The sequence below is a fragment of the Salipiger bermudensis genome, from assembly GCF_017309175.1.
Classification (GTDB): domain Bacteria; phylum Pseudomonadota; class Alphaproteobacteria; order Rhodobacterales; family Rhodobacteraceae; genus Salipiger; species Salipiger bermudensis.
In genome coordinates this window covers 76,408-99,630 of sequence record NZ_JAEKJV010000008.1, presented here as the reverse complement: position 1 = coordinate 99,630, position 23,223 = coordinate 76,408, and the positions used below count along the sequence as shown (strand labels likewise).

At 65.1% G+C, this 23,223-nt stretch carries 28 protein-coding genes; 21 read left to right on the top strand and 7 right to left on the bottom strand.

Annotated elements, in window-relative coordinates; all coding sequences use genetic code 11:
- Positions 1-467 precede the first annotated feature (467 nt).
- The 3 genes from JF542_RS12510 to JF542_RS12500 all read right to left on the bottom strand — a co-directional run bounded on the left by JF542_RS12510 (position 468) and on the right by JF542_RS12500 (position 2,925).
- A complete protein-coding gene (locus JF542_RS12510) occupies positions 468-1,304 on the bottom strand; it encodes a putative nucleotide-diphospho-sugar transferase (RefSeq protein WP_207076079.1) in 837 nt (278 codons plus the stop codon).
- A 62-nt stretch (positions 1,305-1,366) separates the two neighbouring features.
- A complete protein-coding gene (gene mdh / locus JF542_RS12505) occupies positions 1,367-2,329 on the bottom strand; it encodes a malate dehydrogenase (protein ID WP_207076078.1) in 963 nt (320 codons plus the stop codon).
- A gap of 275 nt (positions 2,330-2,604) precedes the next feature.
- Entirely contained in the window at positions 2,605-2,925 is a 321-nt protein-coding gene (locus JF542_RS12500) for a hypothetical protein (protein ID WP_007793449.1), read from the bottom strand.
- Between the two features lie 283 nt (positions 2,926-3,208).
- Between JF542_RS12500 and JF542_RS12495 the strand changes: the two genes are divergently transcribed.
- The 11 genes from JF542_RS12495 to JF542_RS12445 all read left to right on the top strand — a co-directional run bounded on the left by JF542_RS12495 (position 3,209) and on the right by JF542_RS12445 (position 10,719).
- On the top strand, positions 3,209-4,060 hold the full coding sequence (locus JF542_RS12495) for an HpcH/HpaI aldolase/citrate lyase family protein (RefSeq protein ID WP_207076077.1): 852 nt from the start codon (positions 3,209-3,211) through the stop codon (positions 4,058-4,060).
- 42 nt (positions 4,061-4,102) lie between these two features.
- Positions 4,103-4,648, top strand: coding sequence for an NnrU family protein (locus JF542_RS12490; RefSeq protein WP_207076076.1), 546 nt, complete (start codon positions 4,103-4,105; stop codon positions 4,646-4,648).
- 16 nt (positions 4,649-4,664) lie between these two features.
- Complete coding sequence (locus tag JF542_RS12485) at positions 4,665-4,868, top strand: DUF1737 domain-containing protein (protein ID WP_207076075.1); 204 nt, start codon at positions 4,665-4,667, stop codon at positions 4,866-4,868.
- Positions 4,868-5,899: a MaoC family dehydratase gene (locus tag JF542_RS12480; RefSeq protein ID WP_207076074.1), complete on the top strand. Its 1,032-nt coding sequence runs from the start codon at positions 4,868-4,870 to the stop codon at positions 5,897-5,899. The genes JF542_RS12485 and JF542_RS12480 overlap by 1 nt, the downstream gene beginning before the upstream one ends.
- A 99-nt stretch (positions 5,900-5,998) precedes the next feature.
- Entirely contained in the window at positions 5,999-6,202 is a 204-nt protein-coding gene (locus JF542_RS12475) for a hypothetical protein (protein ID WP_144266889.1), read from the top strand.
- Between the two features lie 230 nt (positions 6,203-6,432).
- Complete coding sequence (gene sdhC / locus JF542_RS12470; RefSeq protein ID WP_007793433.1) at positions 6,433-6,828, top strand: succinate dehydrogenase, cytochrome b556 subunit; 396 nt, start codon at positions 6,433-6,435, stop codon at positions 6,826-6,828.
- Between the two features lie 14 nt (positions 6,829-6,842).
- Complete coding sequence (locus JF542_RS12465; RefSeq protein WP_007793430.1) at positions 6,843-7,214, top strand: succinate dehydrogenase, hydrophobic membrane anchor protein; 372 nt, start codon at positions 6,843-6,845, stop codon at positions 7,212-7,214.
- A gap of 18 nt (positions 7,215-7,232) precedes the next feature.
- Entirely contained in the window at positions 7,233-9,038 is a 1,806-nt protein-coding gene (gene sdhA, locus JF542_RS12460) for a succinate dehydrogenase flavoprotein subunit (protein WP_207076073.1), read from the top strand.
- A gap of 188 nt (positions 9,039-9,226) precedes the next feature.
- Positions 9,227-9,469: a hypothetical protein gene (locus JF542_RS12455; protein ID WP_242533734.1), complete on the top strand. Its 243-nt coding sequence runs from the start codon at positions 9,227-9,229 to the stop codon at positions 9,467-9,469.
- 10 nt (positions 9,470-9,479) lie between these two features.
- The gene (locus JF542_RS12450) at positions 9,480-9,800 is read left to right on the top strand and encodes a hypothetical protein (protein ID WP_007793422.1); all 321 of its coding nucleotides are present in this window, start codon (positions 9,480-9,482) and stop codon (positions 9,798-9,800) included.
- A gap of 139 nt (positions 9,801-9,939) precedes the next feature.
- The gene (locus JF542_RS12445) at positions 9,940-10,719 is read left to right on the top strand and encodes a succinate dehydrogenase iron-sulfur subunit (RefSeq protein ID WP_007793417.1); all 780 of its coding nucleotides are present in this window, start codon (positions 9,940-9,942) and stop codon (positions 10,717-10,719) included.
- A gap of 67 nt (positions 10,720-10,786) precedes the next feature.
- Here JF542_RS12445 and JF542_RS12440 read toward each other — a convergent pair whose 3' ends face one another.
- Entirely contained in the window at positions 10,787-11,563 is a 777-nt protein-coding gene (locus tag JF542_RS12440; RefSeq protein WP_207076072.1) for a transglutaminase-like domain-containing protein, read from the bottom strand.
- 269 nt (positions 11,564-11,832) lie between these two features.
- On the opposite strand from JF542_RS12440, the gene JF542_RS12435 reads away from it, so the two are divergent.
- From JF542_RS12435 to JF542_RS12400, 8 genes are all read left to right on the top strand, one after another.
- Complete coding sequence (locus JF542_RS12435) at positions 11,833-11,991, top strand: hypothetical protein (RefSeq protein ID WP_007793412.1); 159 nt, start codon at positions 11,833-11,835, stop codon at positions 11,989-11,991.
- Positions 11,992-12,061: 70 nt separating this feature from the next.
- Positions 12,062-12,259: a hypothetical protein gene (locus JF542_RS12430; protein WP_007793410.1), complete on the top strand. Its 198-nt coding sequence runs from the start codon at positions 12,062-12,064 to the stop codon at positions 12,257-12,259.
- A gap of 197 nt (positions 12,260-12,456) precedes the next feature.
- Positions 12,457-13,593, top strand: coding sequence for an ABC transporter substrate-binding protein (locus JF542_RS12425; protein ID WP_207076071.1), 1,137 nt, complete (start codon positions 12,457-12,459; stop codon positions 13,591-13,593).
- 48 nt (positions 13,594-13,641) lie between these two features.
- On the top strand, positions 13,642-14,562 hold the full coding sequence (locus JF542_RS12420; RefSeq protein WP_207076070.1) for a branched-chain amino acid ABC transporter permease: 921 nt from the start codon (positions 13,642-13,644) through the stop codon (positions 14,560-14,562).
- Positions 14,559-15,539 (top strand): branched-chain amino acid ABC transporter permease, encoded by a 981-nt coding sequence (locus JF542_RS12415; RefSeq protein ID WP_207076069.1) that lies wholly within the window; start codon positions 14,559-14,561, stop codon positions 15,537-15,539. Before JF542_RS12420 ends, JF542_RS12415 begins: the two co-directional genes overlap by 4 nt.
- On the top strand, positions 15,532-16,281 hold the full coding sequence (locus JF542_RS12410) for an ABC transporter ATP-binding protein (protein WP_207076068.1): 750 nt from the start codon (positions 15,532-15,534) through the stop codon (positions 16,279-16,281). Before JF542_RS12415 ends, JF542_RS12410 begins: the two co-directional genes overlap by 8 nt.
- A complete protein-coding gene (locus tag JF542_RS12405) occupies positions 16,278-16,964 on the top strand; it encodes an ABC transporter ATP-binding protein (protein WP_007793396.1) in 687 nt (228 codons plus the stop codon). The genes JF542_RS12410 and JF542_RS12405 overlap by 4 nt, the downstream gene beginning before the upstream one ends.
- A 70-nt stretch (positions 16,965-17,034) precedes the next feature.
- Positions 17,035-17,880, top strand: coding sequence for an urea carboxylase-associated family protein (locus JF542_RS12400; RefSeq protein WP_207076067.1), 846 nt, complete (start codon positions 17,035-17,037; stop codon positions 17,878-17,880).
- Positions 17,881-17,902: 22 nt separating this feature from the next.
- On the opposite strand, the gene deoD is transcribed toward JF542_RS12400, so the two are convergent.
- The 3 genes from deoD to JF542_RS12385 all read right to left on the bottom strand — a co-directional run bounded on the left by deoD (position 17,903) and on the right by JF542_RS12385 (position 21,092).
- Positions 17,903-18,607 carry a purine-nucleoside phosphorylase gene (gene deoD, locus JF542_RS12395; RefSeq protein ID WP_007793387.1) on the bottom strand — a complete coding sequence of 235 codons (705 nt, stop codon included), beginning with the start codon at positions 18,605-18,607 and terminating at the stop codon, positions 17,903-17,905.
- Positions 18,607-18,918 (bottom strand): H-NS histone family protein, encoded by a 312-nt coding sequence (locus JF542_RS12390; protein WP_007793383.1) that lies wholly within the window; start codon positions 18,916-18,918, stop codon positions 18,607-18,609. Before JF542_RS12390 ends, deoD begins: the two co-directional genes overlap by 1 nt.
- 176 nt (positions 18,919-19,094) lie before the next feature.
- On the bottom strand, positions 19,095-21,092 hold the full coding sequence (locus JF542_RS12385) for a protein meaA (RefSeq protein WP_207076066.1): 1,998 nt from the start codon (positions 21,090-21,092) through the stop codon (positions 19,095-19,097).
- Positions 21,093-21,523: 431 nt separating this feature from the next.
- Between JF542_RS12385 and ccrA the strand changes: the two genes are divergently transcribed.
- Together ccrA and JF542_RS24410 are read left to right on the top strand one after the other, a co-directional pair.
- Positions 21,524-22,810 carry a crotonyl-CoA carboxylase/reductase gene (gene ccrA, locus JF542_RS12380; protein WP_007793377.1) on the top strand — a complete coding sequence of 429 codons (1,287 nt, stop codon included), beginning with the start codon at positions 21,524-21,526 and terminating at the stop codon, positions 22,808-22,810.
- Between the two features lie 86 nt (positions 22,811-22,896).
- On the top strand, positions 22,897-23,223 hold the full coding sequence (locus tag JF542_RS24410) for a hypothetical protein (protein WP_224887917.1): 327 nt from the start codon (positions 22,897-22,899) through the stop codon (positions 23,221-23,223).

Here is a 23,223-nt window from a genome sequence, read left to right as displayed (position 1 = left end):
TGCTGCGATTTCCCTGCCGGTATAGCCATGCATATCGGCGCTCGTTAATCGAAATATTGCCCGACCCCTCCAATTACGAGCATTTTTCGACCTTTGTGATCACACGATTTAGACCTGTGATCACAACAGTTGCCGGATTGCCTGCGATGTTAGCGCCGACCTGCAGGTTCGCGCTTGTTTGGGTGAATCACTCGTCCGCGCCGCACTGGTGAGAGTGCAGCGCGGCTGTCGCGCCACGCGACCCGCGACGGCCGCGCCCGCTGCAGCGCGCGGGCGGTCTCGTCGGGTATGTCGGGAAAGGGCGAGCCGCGAGCCTTGAGGCGCGCTCGGAAAGGCGCCTGAGGAGGTGATCGGCGTCGAGCGCTGTTGGGGCGCTTCAGCTCCGCTGATCGGCGGCCTCGATGGGCAGCGCGGCGCATGGCGATTCAAGGGCCTTTGAGCCGCGCACAGCCGCGAAGCGCGCTTGATTATCCGAGGCCGAGGAGCTTTCGAAGCTTTCCTTGGCGTTTCGCGCGCGGGACCCGGGCGAGGGGGGAGACCTTCTTCTGCGATCCGGGTGACAAGAACTTGTCTGCAGACAGCAGCGCGATCAGGTGCCTGTAGGCGCCGCGTCGCAAGAAGCCCTCAAGCGTCGTCGCGTCGTTCGCGGCCTTGCCGTCCGGCCTTCGAAGATCCGAGTCGTGGATGATCCGAGGGGCGCAGTAGGCGGAGGACATCGTTACGACTTCGTTGATACGCTTGAAGTTGTACTCTGGCGGAAGCACCGCGATCCGCAAATCGCTGTGCCACAGCAGTTCCCGAAAGATCGGTTGATCGACGACGCTGTCAGCGGCTGCCATCTCGGCATCGACCTGCGCCAGAAAATCCGACATCCGCTGGGATTTTCGGATCGCCAGAACGCCCGTGTTGATCTGCGGAAAGCTGTTCGGAAATTGTATCTTGTGGGTGCGATGGCTGTGCCGAGAGTTCCGCAGGACGACATGCGCTCCGGCAATGTCGAAGCGATCCAGCGTGAAGAAGATGTCTGAAATGTCGGCGCAGACAAACGTGTCGGCATCAAGATAGATGGTGCGATCGAACTCTGCGCGCCGCAAGGCTTCGAATTTCGGCCGCTTCGACTGGGACTCGGACAGGAGGTGAACCGCGTCGAAACAGTGCCCCTCGGCAGGGTGCGAATCGCAGTAGAGATGTACTGTCGCACCTGGGTTGCTGTCTTTCAGGCTTCTCGCAGAGTTGAGAGCCAGGTCAATGTACTTGGCCCCTTTTGCGGCATAGACAAAGCCAAGTGTTTCGCTCGATTGCATTGGCGGCCTTGGTTCCTGAAGAAAAGGGGCCGAAGAGGCCCCTTTCCTGTCTTGTACGCTGATCAGGCGAGGGAGCTGTCGATGCCCTTGCAGGCCTCGACAAGGCCCTTCACGGCGTTGACCGAGGTGTCGAACATCTCCTGCTCGTCCTTGTTGAGCTTGATGTTCATGATCTTTTCGATGCCGCCGGCGCCGATCACGGTGGGCACGCCCACATACATGTCCTTCACGCCGAGGTCGCCATCGCAATAGGCGGCGCAGGGCAGGACGCGCTTCTGGTCCTTGAGATAGGCTTCCGCCATCTCGATGGCGCTGGTCGCGGGTGCGTAGAAGGCCGAGCCGGTCTTCAGCAGGCCGACGATCTCGGCGCCGCCGTCACGGGTGCGCTGCACGATGGCGTCGAGCTTCTCCTGCGTGGTCCAGCCCATGTCGACGAGGTCGGGCAGGGGCACACCGGCGACGGTGGAGTAACGGACGCAGGGCACCATGGTGTCGCCGTGGCCGCCGAGCACGAACGCGGTCACGTCCTTCATCGACACGTTGAACTCGGTCGCGAGGAAGTGGCGGAAGCGCGCGGAGTCAAGCACGCCGGCCATGCCGCAGACCTTGTTCGCGGGCAGGCCCGAGAATTTCTGCAGCGCCCAGACCATCGCGTCGAGCGGGTTGGTGATGCAGATGACAAAGGCATCCGGAGCGTTGTCGCGGATGCCTTCACCGACCGACTTCATGACCTTGAGGTTGATGCCCAGCAGGTCGTCGCGGCTCATGCCCGGCTTGCGCGGCACGCCAGCGGTCACGATGCAGACGTCGGCGCCGGCGATGTCGGCGTAGTCCTGGGTGCCCTTCAGCGTGGCGTCGAAGCCTTCCGAGGGGCCGGACTCGGCGATGTCGAGCGCCTTGCCCTCGGGGGTGCCTTCGGCGATGTCGAAGAGAACGACGTCACCCAGTTCCTTGAGGGCTGCGAGGTGGGCGAGGGTGCCGCCGATCTGTCCCGCGCCGATCAGGGCGATCTTGGGTCTGGCCATGGATCTGTCTCCGCTCCATTTGTGAATTCCGACGTTTGCGTAAGGGTTTGGCCGGCCACACGCAAGGGTGCTGCATGGCAGCATCGGGCGCGCGCGCCCGCGCAGAGGCGTGATTGGTGGCGCTAAAGACAAGAAAATCGAAGGGTTAGCGCGGGGCTGCCGGGATGCGTGCAAACCGGGTTTTCAGCCGATCAGGGGATGATCCCGAGGCCGAACGCTGCGATTGCACGCAATCTGAACGATTCTTGCGCTTGCCGCCGGCCGCGCATTGCGGATCATGCGTCCGTGTCGGCGGAGGGCAGCGGCTCGGCCAGGGTCTCGAAGGATTGACCGCTCGCGATCAGGCAGGTCAGGCCCGCGCCGGAGGTGATGGTGATGGTCCAGCTGCCGGTCTCGTCCGAGGCAAAGACCTCGACCAGCGCATTGTCGCCGTTGAGGCCGATGCTCTGACGGGTTTCGCCGTACGTATCCGCAAGCTTGCGCAGCACCGTGTCGCGCGGCGCACAGGCTGGGCTGCGGGCCTGCAGGACCTGCGGCACAATCACCGCCCCCAAAACCAGCATGGTCATCGCTGCTTTCGCGTTCATCACGTTCATCGGCTTGCCCCTTTCGGATGCGGCACCGCCGGCCCGGCCGCGCGATGCGGGTGCTGCCCCTCCAAGGCCTGACCGCGCCCCCGTCAGCGCCCGCCACCCTGGCAAAGAGGCTGACCGGCATTGCTCAAGGAAAGGTTAACGAGACGGCGAAGGGACGGCGGCGCCCTATACTGGACCAAGGTCGCGCCGCCTTTTTCTGCATTGCGGCGCAAAGGCTCTTGCACTTTTCGGAATTTGCTGACCATTTTCGCGCAACTTTATTTCTTCTTGGAGGAGGAGTCTCATGGACCTCACGATGCGCCCCTACCGTTCGGTGCTGTATATCCCGGGTTCCAAGGAGCGCGCGCTCGACAAGGCGCGCACGCTCGCCGTCGATGCCATCATCTTCGATCTGGAGGACGCGGTGTCGCCGGGTGAGAAGGAGACCGCGCGCGAGACGCTGGCGCAGGCGCTACGCCAGGGCGGCTATGGCAAGCGGACCAAGATCGTGCGCATCAATGGCCTCGAGACCCATTGGGGGCGCGATGATGCGGCGGCGGCCAACGATATGGACTGTGATGCGGTGCTGCTGCCCAAGGTCGAGAGCCCCGAGCAGCTCGACGCGCTGGCCAAGCTTACCGACAAGCCGATCTGGGCGATGATGGAGACCCCGCGCGGCATCCTCAACGCCGCCGCCATCGGCGCGCACGAGCAGCTCTGGGGTATGGTCATGGGCACCAACGACCTCGCCAAGGAGCTGAACTCGCGCTTCCGCCCGGACCGGTTGGCGATGCAGAGCGTACTGGGGACGTGCCTGCTGGCAGCAAAGGCCACCGGCTGCGTCATCGTCGACGGCGTCTACAATGCCTTCAAGGATGACGACGGGCTGAAGGCGGAATGCGATCAGGGGCGTGACATGGGCTTCGATGGCAAGACGCTGATCCACCCGGCGCAGGTCGCCGTGACCAACGCCGCCTTCGCGCCGACCGAGGCCGAGGTCGAGCTGGCCCGTCGCCAGATCGAGGCCTTCGAAGAGGCCGAGAAGCAGGGGCAGGGCGTGGCCGTGGTCGATGGCAAGATCGTCGAGAACCTGCACGTCGCGACGGCACAGACCTTGCTTGCCAAGGCGGAGGCCATTGCCGCCATGGCCGAATGATCGCAGGGTGACGGGAAAGAGACCCGACCAAAGGAGACACCCATGGTCCTGCTCATTCTCGGCGTCGCGCTCTGGTGGGGCGCGCACCTGTTCAAGCGGCTGGCCCCGGCGCAGCGCGCCGCCTTGGGCGACAAGGGCAAGGGCCCAGTCGCTCTGGCGCTGCTCGCCGCGATCCTGCTGATGATCTTCGGCTACCGCATGGCCGAGGGCGCCTTTTTCTGGGGGCGCCACCCGGCCACGGTGGGCATCAACAATCTGCTGATGATCGCCGCGCTCTACCTGACCTCGCCCGGCCCCAAGAAAGGCGCGCTGCTCTACAAGATGCGCCATCCGATGCTGACGGGCTTCCTGCTCTGGGCCGTGGCGCACCTGCTGGTGAACGGCGACGTGCCGTCCTTCGTGCTGTTCGGCGGGCTTGGCCTCTGGGCCATCGTCGAGATGGTGGTGATCAACCGCGCCGAGCCGGAGTGGACCCCGCCGCAGAAGGGCTCCATCGGCAAGGACGCGATGTTCCTCGCGATCAGCGTGGTGCTGCTCTTCGTGATCGGCTTCATCCACACCTGGCTCGGCTATCCGACCTTCGGTTAATGAACTGGAAAGACATATGAAACTCTACCGCTTCCTCTCCGAGGACGACACTTCGGCCTTCTGCCACAAGGTCACCGCGGCGCTCAACAAGGGCTGGGAGCTCTATGGCGAGCCGACCTATGCCTTCGACGCGGCCAACGGCGTGATGCGCTGCGGTCAGGCGGTGACGAAGGAGGTCGAGGGCACCTACACCCCCGACACCAAGCTGGGAGAGCATTGATGGCCAAGACCAATCCGGGACGGTTCTTCGAGGATTATAGCATCGGTCAGGTGATCGAGCACGCGGTGCCACGCACCGTCTCGGGCGGCGAGCGGGCGCTCTACCATGCGCTCTACCCGGCCCGGCACGCGCTCTATTCCTCCGACGCCTTCGCGCAGGCCTGCGGGCTGCCGGCGTCGCCGATCGACGATCTGGCGGCGTTTCACGTGGTCTTCGGCAAGACCGTGCCGGACGTGTCCCTGAACGCGGTGGCCAATCTCGGCTATGCCGAGGGGCGCTGGCTGAAGCCGGTCTATGCCGGCGACACGCTGCGCTCGTCCTCGGAGGTGATCGGGCTCAAGCAGAACTCCAACGGCAAGACCGGGGTGGTCTATGTGCGCACCACCGGCACCAACCAGCGCGGCGAGACCGTGATGGAGTATTGCCGCTGGGTGATGGTGCGCAAGAACGACCTCGACGCGCCGGCGCCCGAGACGGTGCTGCCGGACCTGAAGACGGTGCTGGCGCCCGAGGATCTGGTGATCCCCGAGGGGCTGAGCTTCGAGGGCTACGATTTCACATTGTCGGGCGAGCCGCATCGCTGGGGTGACTACGAGGTCGGCGAGACCATCGATCATGTCGATGGTGTCACCATCGAGGAGGCCGAGCACATGATGGCGACGCGCCTTTGGCAGAACACCGCCAAGGTGCATTTCGACGCCACCTTCCGCCCTGACGGACAGCGTCTGATCTATGGCGGGCACGTGATCTCGATGGCGCGTGCACTGAGCTTCAACGGGCTGGCCAACGCGCAGATGATCGTGGGGCTGAATGGCGGGGCACATGCCAACCCGTGCTTCTCGGGCGATACCGTGAAAGCATGGTCCGAGGTCCTCGATAAGGCCGACACGGCGGCGCCGGGCGTCGGCGCGATCCGGCTGCGGCTGGTGGCCACCAAGGGCGGCGCGCCGTTCGAGCTGCGCGGCGAGGATGGCAAGTACAAGCCCGAGGTGCTGCTCGACCTCGATTACTGGGCCCTGATGCCGCAATAAGTCGCAGCCAACGGTCAACCTTTTGTTACCCTGATTGTTTCCTCTCCGCTAAACTCGCCTTGCGGGGAGGAGATTCGGATAACGCCAGGAGGATAGACCATGGCTGCTTCACCCTTGCCGCACGGCACCAGGGACGTGCTTGATATGCCGCCCAGCGACATGCCCAACGTCATTCGCCGTCTGACCGCGGACCGCAAGCTGAGCGGGCTGGTGTCGCGCATTCACCGCGATCTGCACTCGAATGACCCGGCGCGCCGCAGCCAGGGTGCGCTTGCGCTCAAGCGGCTTGGCTTCCCCGAGTAACATCCTGCGCGCCGGTCTTTCATTGCCGACAGAATCAAGATGCTGCGCCTGCATCCGCTTTTCTGATGTTAGCGCGCAATATGTGATCACACTTTTTCAGGTGTGATCACAGATCACGTGGATTTTTCATCAAAGCGATCAAAAAACGCGCCTGCTGCACGTGCACTCTGGTGACAGAGGTGCGAAAAAACCGTTAGAACGCCCTCACAAGGGAACCGAAAGGACTAGCCATGGCCGAAGCTAAACGGATCGAGCGCCCGCTCTCCCCCTTCATGTTCGTACAGTATTATCGCTTGCAGCTCACCGCGGTGACCTCGGTGATGATCCGGATCACCGGGAACGCCCTGATGGTGGCGACGCTGCTCGTGATCTGGTGGCTGCTCGCGCTCGCCGCAGGGCCGGAAGCCTTCGAGACCGCCGAATGGTGGATTACCTCGTGGGTCGGCAATCTCGTGATGTTCGGATCGCTCTGGGCGGTCTGGTATCACTACCTCGGTGGCCTGCGTCACCTGATCTTCGACGCCGGCAAGGGTCTCGAGCTCGAGACCGCCGAAAAGCTCGGCTGGGCCTGCGTTTATGGATCGGTCGTCCTGACCGTCCTCACCGTCATCATCTACTGGATCTGAGGGAGGCACGACCGATGCGTTACCTGACCGACCGCAAGCGCGCCGTAGGCAAGGGCTCGGCCCACGCCGGTGCCGAGCATCACTGGTTCATGATCGTCAGCTCCGTGGCGCTGGCCTTCATGCTGCCCACATGGCTGATCGTCTTCGGCCGCGCGCTGGGCTCCGGCTACGACGCCGCGCTCGACACCATGTCGCGCCCGTTCCCGGCCATCCTCACCGCGCTGGTGCTGATCGTGGGCATGGTCCACTTCCAGAAGGGCGCCCGCACGATGATCGAGGATTACACCGGCGGCACCACCCGCAAGCTGCTGATCATGGCCTTTGCCGGCTTCGCCTACCTGATGATCGCCTGCGGGATCTTCGCGCTCGTCAAGATCGCGCTCTGAGACAGGAAGACCAGAAAAATGGCTGCATACGAATACGAGACGCATAACTATGACGTCGTGGTCGTCGGGGCCGGCGGCGCCGGCCTGCGCGCCACGCTCGGCATGGCGGAACAGGGTCTGCGCACCGCCTGCGTGACCAAGGTGTTCCCGACCCGCTCGCACACCGTCGCCGCACAGGGCGGCATCGCCGCGTCGCTGTCCAACATGGGCCCCGACAACTGGCAGTGGCACATGTACGACACCGTCAAGGGCTCGGACTGGCTCGGCGATACCGACGCGATGGAATACCTCGCGCGTTCTGCCCCTGCCGCGGTCTACGAGCTCGAGCATTACGGCGTGCCGTTCTCGCGCACCGAGGAAGGCAAGATCTACCAGCGCCCGTTCGGCGGCCACACCACCGAGTTCGGTGAAGGCCCGCCGGTGCAGCGCACCTGCGCCGCCGCCGACCGCACCGGCCACGCCATCCTGCACACGCTCTACGGCCAGTCGCTGAAGAACAACGCCGAGTTCTACATCGAGTATTTCGCCATCGACCTCATCATGAGCGACGACGGCGTTTGCCAGGGCGTGGTCTGCTGGAAGCTCGACGACGGCACCTTCCACGTGTTCAACGCCAAGATGGTCGTGCTGGCCACCGGCGGCTATGGCCGGGCCTACTTCTCGGCCACCTCGGCACACACCTGCACCGGCGATGGCGGCGGCATGGTGGCCCGTGCGGGCCTCGCGCTGCAGGACATGGAGTTCGTGCAGTTCCACCCGACCGGCATCTACGGCTCGGGCTGCCTCATCACCGAGGGTGCCCGCGGCGAAGGCGGCTACCTGACCAACTCGGAAGGCGAGCGCTTCATGGAGCGCTATGCCCCCACCTACAAGGACCTCGCGCCGCGGGACTACGTCTCGCGCTCGATGACCATGGAGATCCGCGAAGGCCGCGGTGTGGGCGAGCATGGGGATCACATCCACCTGAACCTGTCGCACCTGCCGGCCGAAGCGCTGGCCGAGCGCCTGCCGGGCATCTCCGAGTCCGCGAAGATCTTCGCCGGTGTCGACGTCACCAAAGAGCCGATCCCGGTTCTGCCGACGGTGCACTACAACATGGGCGGCATCCCCACGAACTACTGGGGCGAGGTGCTGAACCCGACCTCCGAGGATCCCAACGCCGTGGTGCCGGGCCTGATGGCCGTGGGCGAAGCGGGCTGTGCCTCGGTGCATGGCGCCAACCGTCTCGGCTCCAACTCGCTGATCGACCTCGTGGTCTTCGGCCGCGCTGCCGCGATCCGCGCCGGCGAGGTGGTCGACCGCGCCGCGCCGATCCACGCGCTCAACCAGCCGTCGGTGGACAAGGCCTTCGACCGGTTCGACGGGCTGCGCTACGCCGAGGGCGGCACGCCGACCGCCGAGCTGCGCCTCGAGATGCAGCGCACCATGCAGGAAGACGCCGCGGTGTTCCGCACCGACAAGACCCTCAAGGAGGGTGTCGAGAAGATGACCGCGATCGCTGGCAAGATGGGCGACATCAAGGTCTCGGACCGCTCGCTGGTGTGGAACTCGGATCTCATGGAGACGCTCGAGCTGACCAACCTGATGCCCAACGCGCTCGCCACCATCGTGGGCGCCGAGGCGCGCAAGGAAAGCCGCGGGGCGCATGCCCACGAGGACTACCCCGAGCGTGACGACGAGAACTGGCGCATCCACACGATCAGCCGTGTCGACGACACCAAGGTGACCCTGACGCACCGTCCGGTGATCGTGGACCCGCTGACCGAGGAAGAGAAGGGCGGCATCAGCCTCGCCAAGATCGCACCGAAGGCCCGCACGTTCTGATGTGCACCACGGGCTCCGCTTCGAGACCGGAACGCGCCACCGACGTGGTGGCGCGTGTCGGTATCGTCCGGAGCAGCGGCAAGGCCGCTTCGGCGCGGACGGGTCTTTCGATTCGCGCCGGGCTCGCTGTCCTCATTCTGGGGGCGGCGGCCGGGTGCAGCGTGGTCTCGCCGCCGGGCGACGACCTGATGCTGGACGTTGCGGGCTCGGCCGTGGCGCCGATCCTCGCCAGAAAGGCGCCGGGTGTGCCGACCGACACCGCAGTCGCCTGCACGCTGGACTATGCCAGCCAAGGACAGCTTCAGGCGCTGGCGGAGAACTCGGCCCTCGGCCAGACCGAACTGAACGACGACATCGTCACCGACATCCTCTTTGCCCAGGGCACCCGCGAGTGCATGAGCGACAACCTCATCGACCGCGTGCTGTTCTAGGAGACCCGACTTGCGCAAGATCCTTCTCCTCACCCTGTTGCTCGCCGCCTGCTCGACCCAGAGCCAGGATGCGATCGCGCGCGGTGCGGCGCGTTCGACGGTGACCAAGATCGTGGTGGACCGCTTCCCCGGCGCCCCGGTCGAGCCGGTGCTCGACTGCGTCATCGACAACGCCAGTGCGACGCAGATCTATGCGCTTGCCGCCGACACCATCGGCGGTCCCACCGAAAGCTCGATCCAGATCGTCGCCGACGTTGTGCAGAAGCCCGAGACCATCACCTGCCTGAGCACCACGGGCCTCGCGGCGGTTCTGTCCGGGGCAGGGGCGTGACGATGAGCATCGTTGCGCACAACAGCATGTTACCGACGGCGCGTTTCGCGCCGACCCGAAATTTTGTATGGTCCGGTAAGTCGTCCGGGCCGGACCTTGCCAACCCATAGACTCACCGAAAGGAAAGCAGAGGCTCGCCATGGTTCAGTTCACGCTTCCGAAGAATTCCCGCATCCGCACCGGCAAGACCTGGCCGAAACCGGATGGCGCGACCAACGTGCGCGCGTTCAAGATCTACCGCTGGGATCCCGACACCGGTGAGAACCCCCGCGTCGACACCTACTACCTCGATATGGACAAGTGCGGCCCGATGGTTCTGGACGCGCTCATCAAGATCAAGAACGAGGTCGACCCGACGCTGACCTTCCGCCGCTCCTGCCGCGAAGGCATCTGCGGGTCGTGCGCGATGAACATCGACGGCATCAATACGCTGGCCTGCATCTACGGTCTCGACGAGATCAGCGGCGACGTGAAGGTCTACCCGCTGCCGCACATGCCCGTGGTCAAGGACCTGATCCCGGACCTAACCCACTTCTACGCCCAGCATGCCTCGATCATGCCGTGGCTCGAGACCAAGACCAACCGTCCCGAGAAGGAGTGGAAGCAATCCATCGAGGACCGCAAGAAGCTCGACGGTCTGTATGAGTGCGTGATGTGCGCCTCGTGCTCGACCTCCTGCCCGAGCTACTGGTGGAACTCGGACCGCTACCTCGGACCGGCGGCGCTGCTGCACGCCTACCGCTGGATCATCGACAGCCGCGACGAAGCCACCGGCGAGCGTCTCGATCAGCTCGAAGACCCGTTCAAGCTCTATCGTTGCCACACGATCATGAACTGCACCAAGACCTGCCCGAAGGGCCTGAACCCGGCGAAGTCCATCGCCGAGATCAAGAAGATGCTGCTGAACCGGCACGTCTGATCGCAGGTCGAACGCGAGACAGTAACGCCGTTCCCCTCGGGGAGCGGCGTTTTCCGTTACCAGGGGCTCAGGCGCGGACGACCGAGACGCTCTGCGAGAGCAGTGTTGCGGGCGCCTGGCTTTCCATGAAGGCGATGTCATAGGCATCGCGGCCCACGGCGATCAGCGCGAGACTGTCGGCTTGGCACATGCCGGTGGGGTCGACGAGATGCCAGCCATCCTCGAGCCAGACCTGTCCCACGGCGTGAAAGTCCTGCGGCGTCACGTCCGGGCCATAGGCGGCAGCCGCGCGGGCCGGGATCTGCGCCGCCCGCACCATGGCGCAGAACAGGTGCACGTAGTCGCGGCACACCCCCTCGCGCCCGGCGAAAGTCTCGAGCACGTTGGTGTCGGAATCCGAGCTTCCGGGCACGTAGGAGAGCTCGGCCTCGATCCAGTCGCGGATCGCCGCCACCTTTCGACCGCCTGCGAGATGCCCGAAGCGCTTGTTGACGAAGGCCACGAACTTGTCCGACTGGCAGTAGCGCGAGGGCCGGATATAGGGGGCAGGCTCGGACGGGATCAGATGCAGCGGCAGCGCCTCCAACCCGTCGAGCGCGAGCGCGGGGCGAGTGATCTCGACCTCGGAGCGGTAGCTCAGGCGCATCTCCTGCCCTGGAATGCGCGCCCAGATGCGCTGGCCGACACCGCAATCGCCCTCGATGCGATGCAGCTCGGCATCGCCGAGATCCATGCTCTCGCTCAGGACCGTCTGGCCCTCGGTCCGCGCCGCCTCGAGCACCAGCGCCACGGTGTTGGGCTCGGTGAAGCTGTAGTGCATCTGTACGTCGATCGAAACGCGCATCGGGCTCGTCCTTTCCTTGGCTCGGTCTGGGGGGAGGGCGCGGCGGCTCTGTCCGCCACGCTACAACAATTCGGCGCTCCCTGTCCGGATTCGGGACGCGATGCAACCGGAAGGATGGTTGGCTGCGCCATCATCGTGCGGACCTAGGGGAAACATGCATCCAGCGCATTTCGCACTTGCAGCAATCGGGGGTGTGCTGCGCTGCAGCAAGGTCTATCTAGGGCTTGTAAGGGGAGGAAAGACGGACACGACACCGAAAGGCCAACCCGATGCAAGACCAGACCCAACAACAGATCGACGCCGCCGAGGCCCTCGCCATCCTCGAGCAGGCCTATGCCTATTACCAGCCCGAGCCGGTTCTGGTGCATGACGCCGACCGCGTCGCCGATGAAGAGCCCGGCACCTGCGCCTACTACCAGGCCGCCTGAGGGCTGGCCTGCCGGGAAGGCAGAGCTAGGTTTCCCTCATGGTTTCTGAACTCCCCGAACGAGGCCCGCGGTGATTTTCGCTGTCGGCCTCGTTATCGCGTTTGTCATTCTGCTGGTCTTCAACATGAAGAACCGCGACCGTCGGCAATGCCGGTGGCGCGAGTACCGGCAGGGCGACACCAGCCAGTGGCGCTGCATCCATTGCGGTGCCGCGACCGAGGGCACCCCCGGCGAGGTGCCGAAGCTCTGCTTCCGGGATCGTGGCTGAGAGGCGCGAGAGCGCCCGCGCAGCCTGACCAGTCCCCGAGTCTTTCCCTGTGAACCGATTGATCGTGCAATCTGGTGCCCCTTGAACGGTGCCGGGCGCTGGCGCATGGACATCCCCGGTTTTTCCGTTAACCCTTGCCCGCAACGCCGGGCGCAAGACCCGGCAGGGGATAAGGGAAGAGAACAGGGAGTTCCGGAATGTCCATGAAAACGCTTCTCGCGGCGGCGAGCCTCGTTGCGATGGCCGCCAGCGCGCAGGCCGAAGTCAAGATCGGCATGATCACCACGCTTTCGGGCGGCGGCGCGAGCCTCGGCATCGACACGCGCGACGGCTTCATGCTGGCGATGGAGGCCGCCGGCCGCGACGACGTCGAGGTGATCATTGAGGATGATCAGCGCAAGCCCGACGTGGCGGTGCAGCTGGCCGACAAGATGATCCAGTCCGAGAAGGTCGACATCCTGACCGGCATCGTCTGGTCGAACCTCGCCATGGCGGTGGTGCCGGCTGCGACGGCGCAGGGCAAGTTCTACCTCTCGACCAACGCGGCCCCGGCGCAGCTGGCGGGGCGCGGCTGCAACCCGAACTATTTCTCGGTCTCCTACCAGAACGACAACCTGCACGAGGCCGCGGGCGCCTACGCCAAGTCCGAGGGCTATACCAACCCCTTCATCATGGCGCCGAACTACCCGGCGGGGCAGGACAGCCTGAACGGCTTCAAGCGCTTCTACGGCGGTGAGCTGGCGGGAGAGGTCTATACCAAGCTCGGCCAGACCGACTACGCTGCCGAGATCGCGCAGATCCGTGCCTCGGGCGCAGACAGCATCTTCTTCTTCCTGCCCGGCGGCATGGGGATTTCGTTCCTCAAGCAATATGCCGACAGTGGCGTCGAGCTGCCGGTGATGGGCCCGGCCTTCTCCTTCGATCAGGCCATCCTGCAGGCCGTGGGCGAGGCGGCGATGGGCGTGAAGAACGGGTCCAACTGGTCCAAGGATCTCGACAACGCGGCCAACGCCGCCTTCGTGTCGGGCTTCGAGGAAAAGTACGACCGCCTGCCGTCGCTCTATGCCGCCTATGGCTACGACACCGCCAACCTGCTGCTCTCGGCGCTCGACGTCGCCGAGCCGTCCGACGCCGAGGCGTTCCGCGCGGCGCTGAAGGCGGCGGAGTTCGACAGTGTGCGCGGTGAGTTCAGCTTCGATACGAACCAGCACCCGATCCAGGACATCTACATCCGCGAGGTCATCAAGGAGGGCGAGGTCTACACCAACAAGATCGTCGCCACCGCGATCGAGGACCGCTCTTCGGCCTATGTCGACGAGTGCTCGATGAACTGATCCTGCGGGGGCCTGATCGTCAGGCCCCCGACACGACGAAGGCCCCAGATGTCCCCGATCCTGCTTGCTGAACAGGTCCTGAACGGCCTGCAATCCGGCGTCATGCTGTTTCTCATGGCTGCCGGTCTGACGCTGATCTTCGGCGTCATGGGGCTGATCAACCTCGCCCATGGCTCGCTCTACATGATCGGCGCCTTCGCGGCGGCGGCCGTCGCGGGCGCCACCGGTTCGTTCGCGCTGGCGCTGGTGGCGGCGCTGGCCGCGGCTGCGGCCGCGGGCGCGCTGATCGAGCTTGTGGTGATCCGCAGGCTTTATGCCCGCGACCATCTCGATCAGGTGCTGGCCACCTTCGCGCTGATCCTGATCCTGTCGGAGGGGACGCGCTGGCTCTTCGGCTCCTTCCCGCTCTATCTCAACATGCCCGCAGGTCTTTCCGGCACCGTCACGCTGCCCGGCGGCATCGTCTACCCGGTCTACCGGCTGGCGCTGATCGCCGTGGGCATCGCGGTGGCGCTGGGGCTGTGGTGGCTCAACGCCCGCACCCGGCTCGGCATCCGCATTCGCGCCGGCGAGAACGACCGCGAGATGATCGCGGCGCTCGGCGTCGATATCTCGAAGCTCTACACGCTGGTCTTCGCCATCGGCGCCGCGCTGGCGGGGCTGGCGGGGGCGCTGGTGGGGGCGATCCAGTCGGTGCAGGTCGGCATGGGAGAGCCGGTGCTGATCCTTGCCTTCGTGGTGATCGTGATCGGCGGCATCGGTTCGATCAAGGGCGCGCTGATCGGGGCGCTTCTGGTGGGACTTACTGACACGCTGGGCGGGGTGTTGCTGCCAGAGCTCTTCAAGCTTTTCACCGATCCCGCCAGCGCCGCCGCCACCGGCTCGGCTTTTGCCTCGATGGCGATCTACGTGCTGATGGCGGGCGTGCTGATCTGGCGCCCCACGGGCCTTTTTGGGGCGCGCACATGAGCCGGGAACGCCTGCTGAACGGCGCGCTGCTCTTGGCGCTGATCGTGATCCCGGGATGGGCACTCTACGCCGACGAGCCGTTCACCATCACGCTCGCCACCCGCGCGGTGATCTTCGCGCTGGCCGCCGTCGGGCTCAATATCGCGCTGGGGCTGGGCGGGCTTGTGAGCCTTGGCCACGCGGTGTTCTTCGGCATCGGCGGCTATGCCATGGGCATCCTCGCCAGCCACGCGCAGAGCTACACCCCGCTGATCGAGTGGCCTTTCGTTATCGAGGGCACGAAGTCGATGCCGGTGATCTGGCTGGTGGCGATCGTGGCCTCTTCCTCTGCTGCGCTGCTCATCGGCCTACTGAGCCTGCGCACCTCGGGCGTCTATTTCATCATGATCACGCTGGCCTTCGGTCAGATGATGTATTTCTTCGCCATCTCCTGGCCGGCCTATGGCGGCGAGGACGGGCTGTCGATCTATGTGCGCAACGGCTTTCCCGGCCTCAACACGCTTGTTCCGATCCAGTTCTACGGCCTGTGCCTCGTGCTGCTCTGCCTCGTGCTTGCCTTCAACGCGCGGCTGATGCGTTCGCCCTTCGGGCTGGCGCTCGACGCGTCGCGGCAGGTGCCCGAGCGGGTGCGCGCCGTGGGGCTCGACCCGCGGCGGCTGCAGCTGGTGGCGCTGGTGATCTCGGGCGCCATCACCGGGCTGGCAGGCGCACTCTTTGCCGATCTCAATCGGTTCGTTTCGCCCACCATGCTGAGCTGGCAGATGTCGGGCGAGATCATGGTCTTTGTGATCATCGGCGGCGTGGCACGGCTCTTCGGCCCAGTGGCGGGGGCGGGGATCTACGTGCTGCTCGAGCATCTGCTGGGCGGGGTCAGCGAGTACTGGCAGATCTTCCTCGGGCTGGTGCTGCTGATGGTGGTGCTGTTCGGCAAGGGCGGTGTGGTCGGCATGATCGCCGGGAGGCGGCGCGATGGCTGATCCGGTTCTCGCGACTCACGGCCTCAGCAAAGCCTTCGGCGCCCTGCAGGCCAGCGACGCCATCTCGCTCGACCTGCGCGCCGGAGAGATCCACGCGGTGATCGGCCCGAACGGAGCCGGCAAGTCCACCCTGATCGCGCAGATCTGCGGCTCGCTCGCGCCGGATGCGGGCCGGGTCGAGTTCCTTGGCCGCGACGTGACGCAAGAGAGCACGCAGGCGCTGGCCGCCCGCGGGCTGGCGCGGACCTTCCAGACCTCGGCGCTGGCGATGGAGGACACGGTGCTGCAGAACGTGCTCTTGGGGGCGCTGGGGGCCTCGGGGCGGCCGTGGCGGTTCTTCTCGCGCGCCTCGCGCGATGCTGCCCTACGTGACCGGGCCGAAGCGGCGCTCGAGGCGGTGGGCATCGCCGATCTCTCCGAGCTGCGCACCGCCGAGCTGAGCCACGGCCAGCGCCGCCAGCTGGAGGTGGCCGTCGCCCTGACGCTGGAGCCGAAAGCCTTCGTCATGGACGAGCCGATGGCTGGGCTGGGGCAGGAGGGCTCGAAGCGGCTCACCGGCTTCCTCGACGGGCTGCGGGCCCAGGCCCCGATCCTGCTGGTCGAGCATGACATGGACGCGGTGTTCGCACTAGCCGACCGGATCAGCGTTCTTGTCTATGGCAAGGTCATCGCCACCGGCAGCGTGGCCGAGATCCGCCGCGACCCGCTGGTGCGCGACGCCTACCTGGGGGACGAGGCATGAGCCTGCTGTCGCTGCACCGCCTCACCGCCTCCTACGGGGACAGCCAGGCGCTCTTTGGCGTTGATCTCGAGATTGCCGAGGGCGAGGCGGTGGCGATGATGGGCCGCAACGGCATGGGCAAGACCACCACGGTGCATTGCATCTGCCGGATGCTGCCGGCCCACGGAACGCTGGTCTTCGACGGGCACGACCTGTCGCGCCTGCCGAGCCACCGCGCCGCGCGGCTGGGCATCGGGCTGGTGCCCGAGGGGCGGCGCTGCTTCCGCGATCTGAGCGTCACCGAGAACCTGATCGCCGCGGCGCGCCCGGGCCATTGGGATGCCGCCCGCGTCGAGGCGCTGTTCCCGCGCCTGGCCGAGCGCCGGGGCCAGCGCGCCGCCTCGCTCTCTGGTGGCGAGCAGCAGATGCTGGCGATTGGCCGGGCCCTTATGACCAACCCGCGCCTGTTGATCCTCGACGAGGCGACCGAAGGGCTCGCCCCCACCGTGCGGCAGGAGATCTGGCAGGCGGTGGCAGCGCTCAAGGCCGAGACCGGCATGGCGCTGCTGGTGATCGACAAGTCGCTGAAGGAGTTGCGCTGGGCCTGTGACCGCGCGGTGATCCTCGAACGCGGCCGCAGCGTCTGGTCGGGCACCATGGCCGAGCTCACGCCAGAGATCGGCGAGCGCCATCTCGGGCTCTGAGGGCGGCCATTGATTTCGTTGCAGTCGCTCACTAGCCATTTCGGGGAAGACTGATCGAGGAGCGCCCGAAATGACCCAAGCCCCCGCCGATGCCGAAGCCCGCCGCGCCGCCGCGCCGGTGATCTGCTATCCCAACGAGACGCTGCCGGTGCCGGACATGGCGCTCTACGCGCAGGCGCTGGAGGGGGCCGAGGTGATCGAGACGGTCCTCGCCGCGCCCCGCGACGCCTGCAGCTTTCGCGTCGAGGCCGGGCAATTCTTCCGCATCACCAGCGTCGAGGGCCCTCAGGTCGGGGATCTCAACCTGTGGAACGCCGACGACCTGTCCGAGCGCTTCTATTCCGGCAAGACCCGCGCGCTGCACGGCACGCACCTGACCACCGGCGAGCGCATGTGGTCGGCCTTTCCGCACCTGCGCCCGATGGCCACCATCGTCGAAGATACGCTCGGCTGGTACGGGATCGACCAATATGGCGGCTCGGTGCACGACGTGATCGGCACGCGCTGCGATCCCTATACCGGCAACCTGCTCTCGGGCTCCCAGTACCATCACTGCTGTCATTCGAACCTGATCCGGGCGCTGGCCGACGCCACTGGCATGAGCTTGGCCGAGGCCGAGCCACACGTGCATGACGTGCTGAACGTGTTCATGTGCACCGGCTTCACCCGCGACACCGGGCAGTATTTCATGAAGGCCAGCCCGGTGCGCCCCGGCGACCAACTGACCTTCTTTGCCGAAATTGATTTGCTGGGCGCGCTCAGCGCCTGCCCGGGTGGCGATTGCTCGTCCGAGCACAGCTCGGACAGCGCCGCCTGCCATCCGCTGCAGGTCGAGATCCTGGCGCCGCGCGAAGGCGCTCTGGAGGGGTGGCAGGCGCCCGCGCGCAACGGATATGACCGCAGCCACGGGCGCTGAGCCTGTCTTGGGGGAGGCGGCCTTAGCTGAAGGCCGCCTCGAGTGCGATCTGCACCATGTCGCCGAACGAGCTCTGCCGGTCTTCGGAGGGCAGCGCCTCTTGGGTGAGAAGGTGGTCGGAGACGGTAAGCACGGCCAGCGCGCGCACGCCGTGGCGGGCAGCAAGATTGTAAAGCTCTGCCGCTTCCATTTCGACTCCGAGGATGCCGTGTCGCGTCATCATCTCGGTGAGGTCGGGGCGTTCATCATAGAACACGTCGGAGGAATAAATCCCGCCGACATGGCAAGTGGCTCCGGTGCCTTTCGCCGCCTCGACCGCTGCATTGAGCAGGCCGTAATCGGCGCAGGGCGCGAAGTTCAATTCCCGGAAGATGCCGCGCGACGGGGTCGACAGCGATGAGGCGGTCATCGCGACGATCACGTCGCGGATTCCCACATGTTCCTGCATCGCCCCGCAGGAACCGATCCGGATCAGCGTCTTTGCGCCGTAGTCCCGGATCAGTTCGTTGGCATAGATCGACAGGCTTGGCATGCCCATGCCCGAGCCGTGAATGGTGACGCGGTTGCCTTTCCAGGTGCCAGTGAATCCCAGCATTCCACGAACGCGGTTCACACAGACCGGATCATCGAGAAAGGTGTTGGCGGCCCATTCGGCCCGCAGCGGATCGCCGGGCATCAGCACCGTTTCGGCGATCTGCCCGGGCTCTGCGCCGATATGGACCGTCATCAGAGCGCCAGATCTTCCATCGACTTGCCCTCTTCGAGAGCGGCGACGACCCAGTTGGGCTTGCGGCCACGACCGGTCCAGGTCTGATCCGGGTCGGCGGGATTTGCGTATTTCGGAGCGCCTTTCGAGCCCTTCTTTTCGTTCGCCGCGAGGATCTCTTCGAGCGAGAAGCCAAACTCTTTCGCGGCCTGCTCGGCGGCGCGCTTGGCTTCGGCGCGACGGCGCGCGTCAATTGTCTTGAGTGCCTTTTCGACATCAGTTTTGAGCTCGGTGAGCTCTTCTTTCGAAAGGGACTCGAGATCGAAGTTCATTTTTATTCTCCTTGGTATTCTGTAGGATGCCTCCTCTTTTGGTATTTTTCTTTTTAACGGGTAAACTCAAGAGGACATTCTGTGTCAGATGAGCGAAAGTTTGCATAAAGGCATAAAGCCGCTCACCTTTTCCGGGAGCGGCTTCACAATTCCTCCATTATTGGGGGCGCAGTGCTTTATTGCGCGGCGACTGCCTGGGGATCGACCAGTGTCACGATATCCATCATGATGGTGTTCAGATTGAAGTCTTTTGGCGTGTAGACTTTTGCCACGCCCATCGCTTTGAGGCGCTTTGCATCCTCGTCGGGAATAATCCCGCCAACGATGACCGGCACATCCGAAAGCCCCTCCGCCTGCATCCGCTCCATCAGGTCCTCGACCAGAGGAATGTGGCTGCCCGACAGGATCGACAGGCCGACCACGTGGGCACCGGTCCTGGCCGCCTCGACGATCTGTTCCGGTGTCAGGCGGATACCCTCGTAGTCGATCTCCATGCCGCAATCGCGGGCGCGGAAGGCGATCTGCTCGGCGCCGTTGGAATGGCCGTCGAGCCCGGGCTTGCCGACGAGGAAACGCAGCCGGCGGCCGAGCCGGTCGCTGACAGCGTCGACCGCGTCGCGGATATCGTCGAGCCCCTCGGTCTTGTTGCTGACCGCGCGCGACACCCCGGTGGGGCCGCGATATTCGCCGTGAACGCTGCGCATCTGCTGGGCCCATTCGCCGGTGGTGACGCCGGCCTTGGCGGCCTTGATCGAGGCGGGCATGACATTGCGCCCTTCGGCCGCCGCCGCACGCAACTCGGCCAGCGCGGCGTTTACCGCGGCCTCGTCGCGCTCGGCGCGCCACGCGTTCAGGCGGGCGATCTGCTCCTGCTCGACCGCCGGGTCGACCACCATGATGCCGCCATCCTCGCCGACCAGCGGCGAGGGCTCGCCCTCGGTCCACTTGTTGACGCCGACGACGGTGGTCTCGTTGCGCTCGATCCGGTTCAGGCGCTCGGCGTTGGAGTCGACCAGCCGCGACTTCATGTAGTCGATCGCGCCGATCGCGCCGCCCATGCTGTCGATATTGCCAAGCTCGGCGCGGGCGCCGTCCTTCAGCGCCTCGACCTTGGCGTCGACCGCCGGGTTGCCGTCGAAGAGATCCTCGAATTCCAGCAGGTCGGTCTCGTAGGCGAGGATCTGCTGCATCCGCATCGACCATTGCTGGTCCCACGGGCGCGGCAGGCCAAGTGCCTCGTTCCAGGCCGGCAGCTGCACCGCACGCGCGCGGGCCTTCTTGGAGAGCGTCACGGCAAGCATCTCGATCAGGATGCGGTAGACGTTGTTCTCGGGCTGCTGCTCGGTCAGGCCGAGCGAGTTGACCTGCACGCCATAGCGGAAGCGGCGGAACTTGGGGTCTTCCACGCCGTAGCGGGTCTCGAGGATCTCGTCCCAGAGATCGACGAAGGCGCGCATCTTGCACATCTCGGTGACGAAGCGGATGCCGGCATTCACGAAGAACGAAATCCGCCCGCAGAGCGCCGGGAAATCCTCGGGCGCGACCCGCGGTTTCAGCTCGTCGAGCACCGCGATGGCGGTGGCAAGCGCAAAGGCCAGCTCCTGCTCGGGTGTCGCCCCGGCCTCCTGCAGGTGGTAGGAACACACGTTCATCGGGTTCCATTTCGGCACGTTGGTATAGCAGTACTCGGCCACGTCGCCGATCATCTTCAGCGACGGTTTCGGCGGGCAGATATAGGTGCCGCGGCTGAGGTATTCCTTGATCAGGTCGTTCTGAACGGTGCCCTGCAGCTTCGAGACATCGGCGCCCTGTTCCTCGGCCACCGCGATATAGAGCGAGAGCAGCCATGGGGCTGTGGCATTGATCGTCATCGAGGTGTTCATCTGCTCGAGCGGGATCTCTTCGAACAGGGTGCGCATATCGCCCAGGTGGCAGACCGGCACGCCGACCTTGCCGACCTCGCCGCGCGACAGGATGTGGTCGCTGTCATAGCCGGTCTGGGTCGGCAGGTCGAAGGCCACCGAAAGCCCGGTCTGACCGCGCGCGAGGTTGCTGCGGTAGAGCGCGTTCGACGCTTTCGCGGTGGAATGGCCGGCATAGGTGCGGATCAGCCAGGGCCGGTCGGCCTTGGACGCGGGGGCGCTTTGGGGGCTGTCTTTCTGAACGTCCGTCATGTCGGTCTCCGTGGGCAGATCAGAATCGTGTTTGCAAGCTTGTTGCGTTCGGGACTTGGTATGCGAAATAAAATGTCTCGTCAATTCGCCGCGCTGCGGCGTTGCCGGGCAGTTTTGCGACGCAGCGTCAGGTGAACCCGGTGTCAGGCACGAATTCTACCAAGGATTCCCCGATTCAGCGCTATTCTGGGCGCATCGCCGGCGGTTCGGCCGCGCCTTTGGCTTCGACATTGGTCGCAGCGATCCAAGTTTCTGCGGTCGCTCGGTCATAAAATTACAAAATACACCTTGGTCGTTGTTGCATTGTTGCGTGGCCAAATGTATCTCCCTAGATCGAAGCCCCGCGATTCTGCACTGCGGCGCGGGGCCGGAGGACAAGACCAGACAAGATCGACACGATCGCAACGGATTACTTGAGGAAGGAGGCCCCGATGGCTCTGGATACGCAAACCGGGATCGCGCCCTACGATGCGCCGGAAAAAGACCTCTACGAGATCGGCGAGATGCCGCCTCTCGGTTACGTGCCGAAGAAGATGTATGCTTGGGCGATCCGCCGCGAGCGTCATGGCGAGCCGGACAAGTCGTTCCAGAAGGAAGTGGTCGATACCTGGCAGGTCGACAGCCACGAGGTGCTGGTTCTGGTGATGGCGGCAGGCGTCAACTACAACGGCGTCTGGGCCGGGCTCGGGGTGCCGATCTCGCCCTTCGACGTGCACAAGCAGGAGTATCACATCGCCGGCTCCGACGCCTCGGGCATCGTCTGGGCGGTTGGTGACAAGGTCAAGCAGTGGAAAGTCGGCGACGAGGTCGTGATCCACTGCAACCAGGACGATGGCGACGACGAGGAGTGCAACGGCGGCGACCCGATGTTCTCGCCGACGCAGCGGATCTGGGGCTACGAGACCGGCGACGGCTCCTTCGCCCAGTTCGCCCGCGTGCAGGCCCAGCAGCTGATGCCGCGCCCCAAGCACCTGACCTGGGAAGAGAGCGCCTGCTACACGTTGACGCTGGCCACCGCCTACCGGATGCTCTTTGGTCACCACCCGCACGAGCTCAAACCCGGCCAGAACGTGCTGGTCTGGGGCGCCTCGGGCGGCCTCGGCTCCTATGCGATCCAGCTGATCAACACGGCCGGCGCCAACGCCATCGCGGTGATCTCGGAAGAGGACAAGCGCGACTTCGTGCTCGGCCTCGGCGCCAAGGGCGTGATCAACCGGAAGGACTTCAAGTGCTGGGGCCAGCTGCCCACGGTCAACACGCCGGAATATAATGACTGGATGAAAGAGGCCCGCAAGTTCGGCAAGGCGATCTGGGATATCACCGGCAAGGGCGTGAACGTGGACATGGTCTTCGAGCACCCGGGCGAGGCGACCTTCCCGGTCTCGACGCTGGTCTGCAAGAAGGGCGGCATGGTGGTGATCTGCGCCGGCACCACCGGTTTCAACTGCACCTTCGACGTGCGTTACATGTGGATGCACCAGAAGCGCCTGCAGGGGTCGCACTTTGCCCATCTCAAGCAGGCCGCCTCGGCCAACCGCCTGATGGTCGAGCGCCGCCTCGATCCCTGCATGTCCGAGGTGTTCGGCTGGGACGAGATCCCCGACGCCCACATGAAGATGCTACGCAACCAGCACAAGCCCGGCAACATGTCGGTGCTGGTGCAGGCGCCCAAGACCGGACTGCGCACCTTCGAGGAGGCGCTGGAGGCCCGCGGTTAACCGCTCCTTCAGGCTGACCCTGCTAGAAACGCCCGCGAATCGTGATCCGGTTCGCGGGCGTTGCCGTGTCCGGGCGGAAGGCCGCGTTGGATCAGCGGTTTGCGGCGCGCGCCCCCACCGTTTCGGGGGAGGGGATTTGCGTGAATTTATCGGGAATTGTGCAGCTGCTACGCTGGCGTTTACCTTTTGTTAACTTGGTGGGGGAGACGCTCTCCATGCGACATGAATGGATCATCGACGTGCTGACCGATCTCAGGGGATATGCACGCGCCAACGCGCTCGAGGCTCTGGCAGAGCAGCTCGCAGACGCGCAGGCCGTGGCAGAGGTCGAACTGGCGTCGTCTGCTGGGGAGCGTGGTATTGGGACGAGTGGACAGGGTACCGGCAGCGGGAGGGTTTATCGCCCCGCTTGA

Excerpts from the sequence above, each read along its gene's own strand:
- mdh (WP_207076078.1), bottom strand. The coding sequence starts at position 2,329 with ATGGCCAGACCCAAGATCGCCCTGATCGGCGCGGGACAGATCGGCGGC.
- JF542_RS12485 (WP_207076075.1), top strand. The coding sequence starts at position 4,665 with ATGAAACTCTACCGCTTCCTCTCCGAGGACGACACTTCGGCCTTCTGC.
- JF542_RS12400 (WP_207076067.1), top strand. The coding sequence starts at position 17,035 with ATGACCCAAGCCCCCGCCGATGCCGAAGCCCGCCGCGCCGCCGCGCCG.
- JF542_RS12440 (WP_207076072.1), bottom strand. The coding sequence starts at position 11,563 with ATGCGCGTTTCGATCGACGTACAGATGCACTACAGCTTCACCGAGCCC.
- JF542_RS12385 (WP_207076066.1), bottom strand. The coding sequence starts at position 21,092 with ATGACGGACGTTCAGAAAGACAGCCCCCAAAGCGCCCCCGCGTCCAAG.
- JF542_RS12390 (WP_007793383.1), bottom strand. The coding sequence starts at position 18,918 with ATGAACTTCGATCTCGAGTCCCTTTCGAAAGAAGAGCTCACCGAGCTC.
- JF542_RS12445 (WP_007793417.1), top strand. The coding sequence starts at position 9,940 with ATGGTTCAGTTCACGCTTCCGAAGAATTCCCGCATCCGCACCGGCAAG.
- JF542_RS12455 (WP_242533734.1), top strand. The coding sequence starts at position 9,227 with ATGCTGGACGTTGCGGGCTCGGCCGTGGCGCCGATCCTCGCCAGAAAG.
- JF542_RS12490 (WP_207076076.1), top strand. The coding sequence starts at position 4,103 with ATGGTCCTGCTCATTCTCGGCGTCGCGCTCTGGTGGGGCGCGCACCTG.
- JF542_RS12405 (WP_007793396.1), top strand. The coding sequence starts at position 16,278 with ATGAGCCTGCTGTCGCTGCACCGCCTCACCGCCTCCTACGGGGACAGC.
- JF542_RS12410 (WP_207076068.1), top strand. The coding sequence starts at position 15,532 with ATGGCTGATCCGGTTCTCGCGACTCACGGCCTCAGCAAAGCCTTCGGC.
- deoD (WP_007793387.1), bottom strand. The coding sequence starts at position 18,607 with ATGACGGTCCATATCGGCGCAGAGCCCGGGCAGATCGCCGAAACGGTG.
- JF542_RS12415 (WP_207076069.1), top strand. The coding sequence starts at position 14,559 with ATGAGCCGGGAACGCCTGCTGAACGGCGCGCTGCTCTTGGCGCTGATC.
- sdhC (WP_007793433.1), top strand. The coding sequence starts at position 6,433 with ATGGCCGAAGCTAAACGGATCGAGCGCCCGCTCTCCCCCTTCATGTTC.
- sdhA (WP_207076073.1), top strand. The coding sequence starts at position 7,233 with ATGGCTGCATACGAATACGAGACGCATAACTATGACGTCGTGGTCGTC.
- JF542_RS12500 (WP_007793449.1), bottom strand. The coding sequence starts at position 2,925 with ATGAACGTGATGAACGCGAAAGCAGCGATGACCATGCTGGTTTTGGGG.
- JF542_RS12425 (WP_207076071.1), top strand. The coding sequence starts at position 12,457 with ATGTCCATGAAAACGCTTCTCGCGGCGGCGAGCCTCGTTGCGATGGCC.
- JF542_RS12510 (WP_207076079.1), bottom strand. The coding sequence starts at position 1,304 with ATGCAATCGAGCGAAACACTTGGCTTTGTCTATGCCGCAAAAGGGGCC.
- JF542_RS12465 (WP_007793430.1), top strand. The coding sequence starts at position 6,843 with ATGCGTTACCTGACCGACCGCAAGCGCGCCGTAGGCAAGGGCTCGGCC.
- JF542_RS12480 (WP_207076074.1), top strand. The coding sequence starts at position 4,868 with ATGGCCAAGACCAATCCGGGACGGTTCTTCGAGGATTATAGCATCGGT.
- JF542_RS12495 (WP_207076077.1), top strand. The coding sequence starts at position 3,209 with ATGGACCTCACGATGCGCCCCTACCGTTCGGTGCTGTATATCCCGGGT.
- JF542_RS12475 (WP_144266889.1), top strand. The coding sequence starts at position 5,999 with ATGGCTGCTTCACCCTTGCCGCACGGCACCAGGGACGTGCTTGATATG.
- JF542_RS12435 (WP_007793412.1), top strand. The coding sequence starts at position 11,833 with ATGCAAGACCAGACCCAACAACAGATCGACGCCGCCGAGGCCCTCGCC.
- JF542_RS12420 (WP_207076070.1), top strand. The coding sequence starts at position 13,642 with ATGTCCCCGATCCTGCTTGCTGAACAGGTCCTGAACGGCCTGCAATCC.
- ccrA (WP_007793377.1), top strand. The coding sequence starts at position 21,524 with ATGGCTCTGGATACGCAAACCGGGATCGCGCCCTACGATGCGCCGGAA.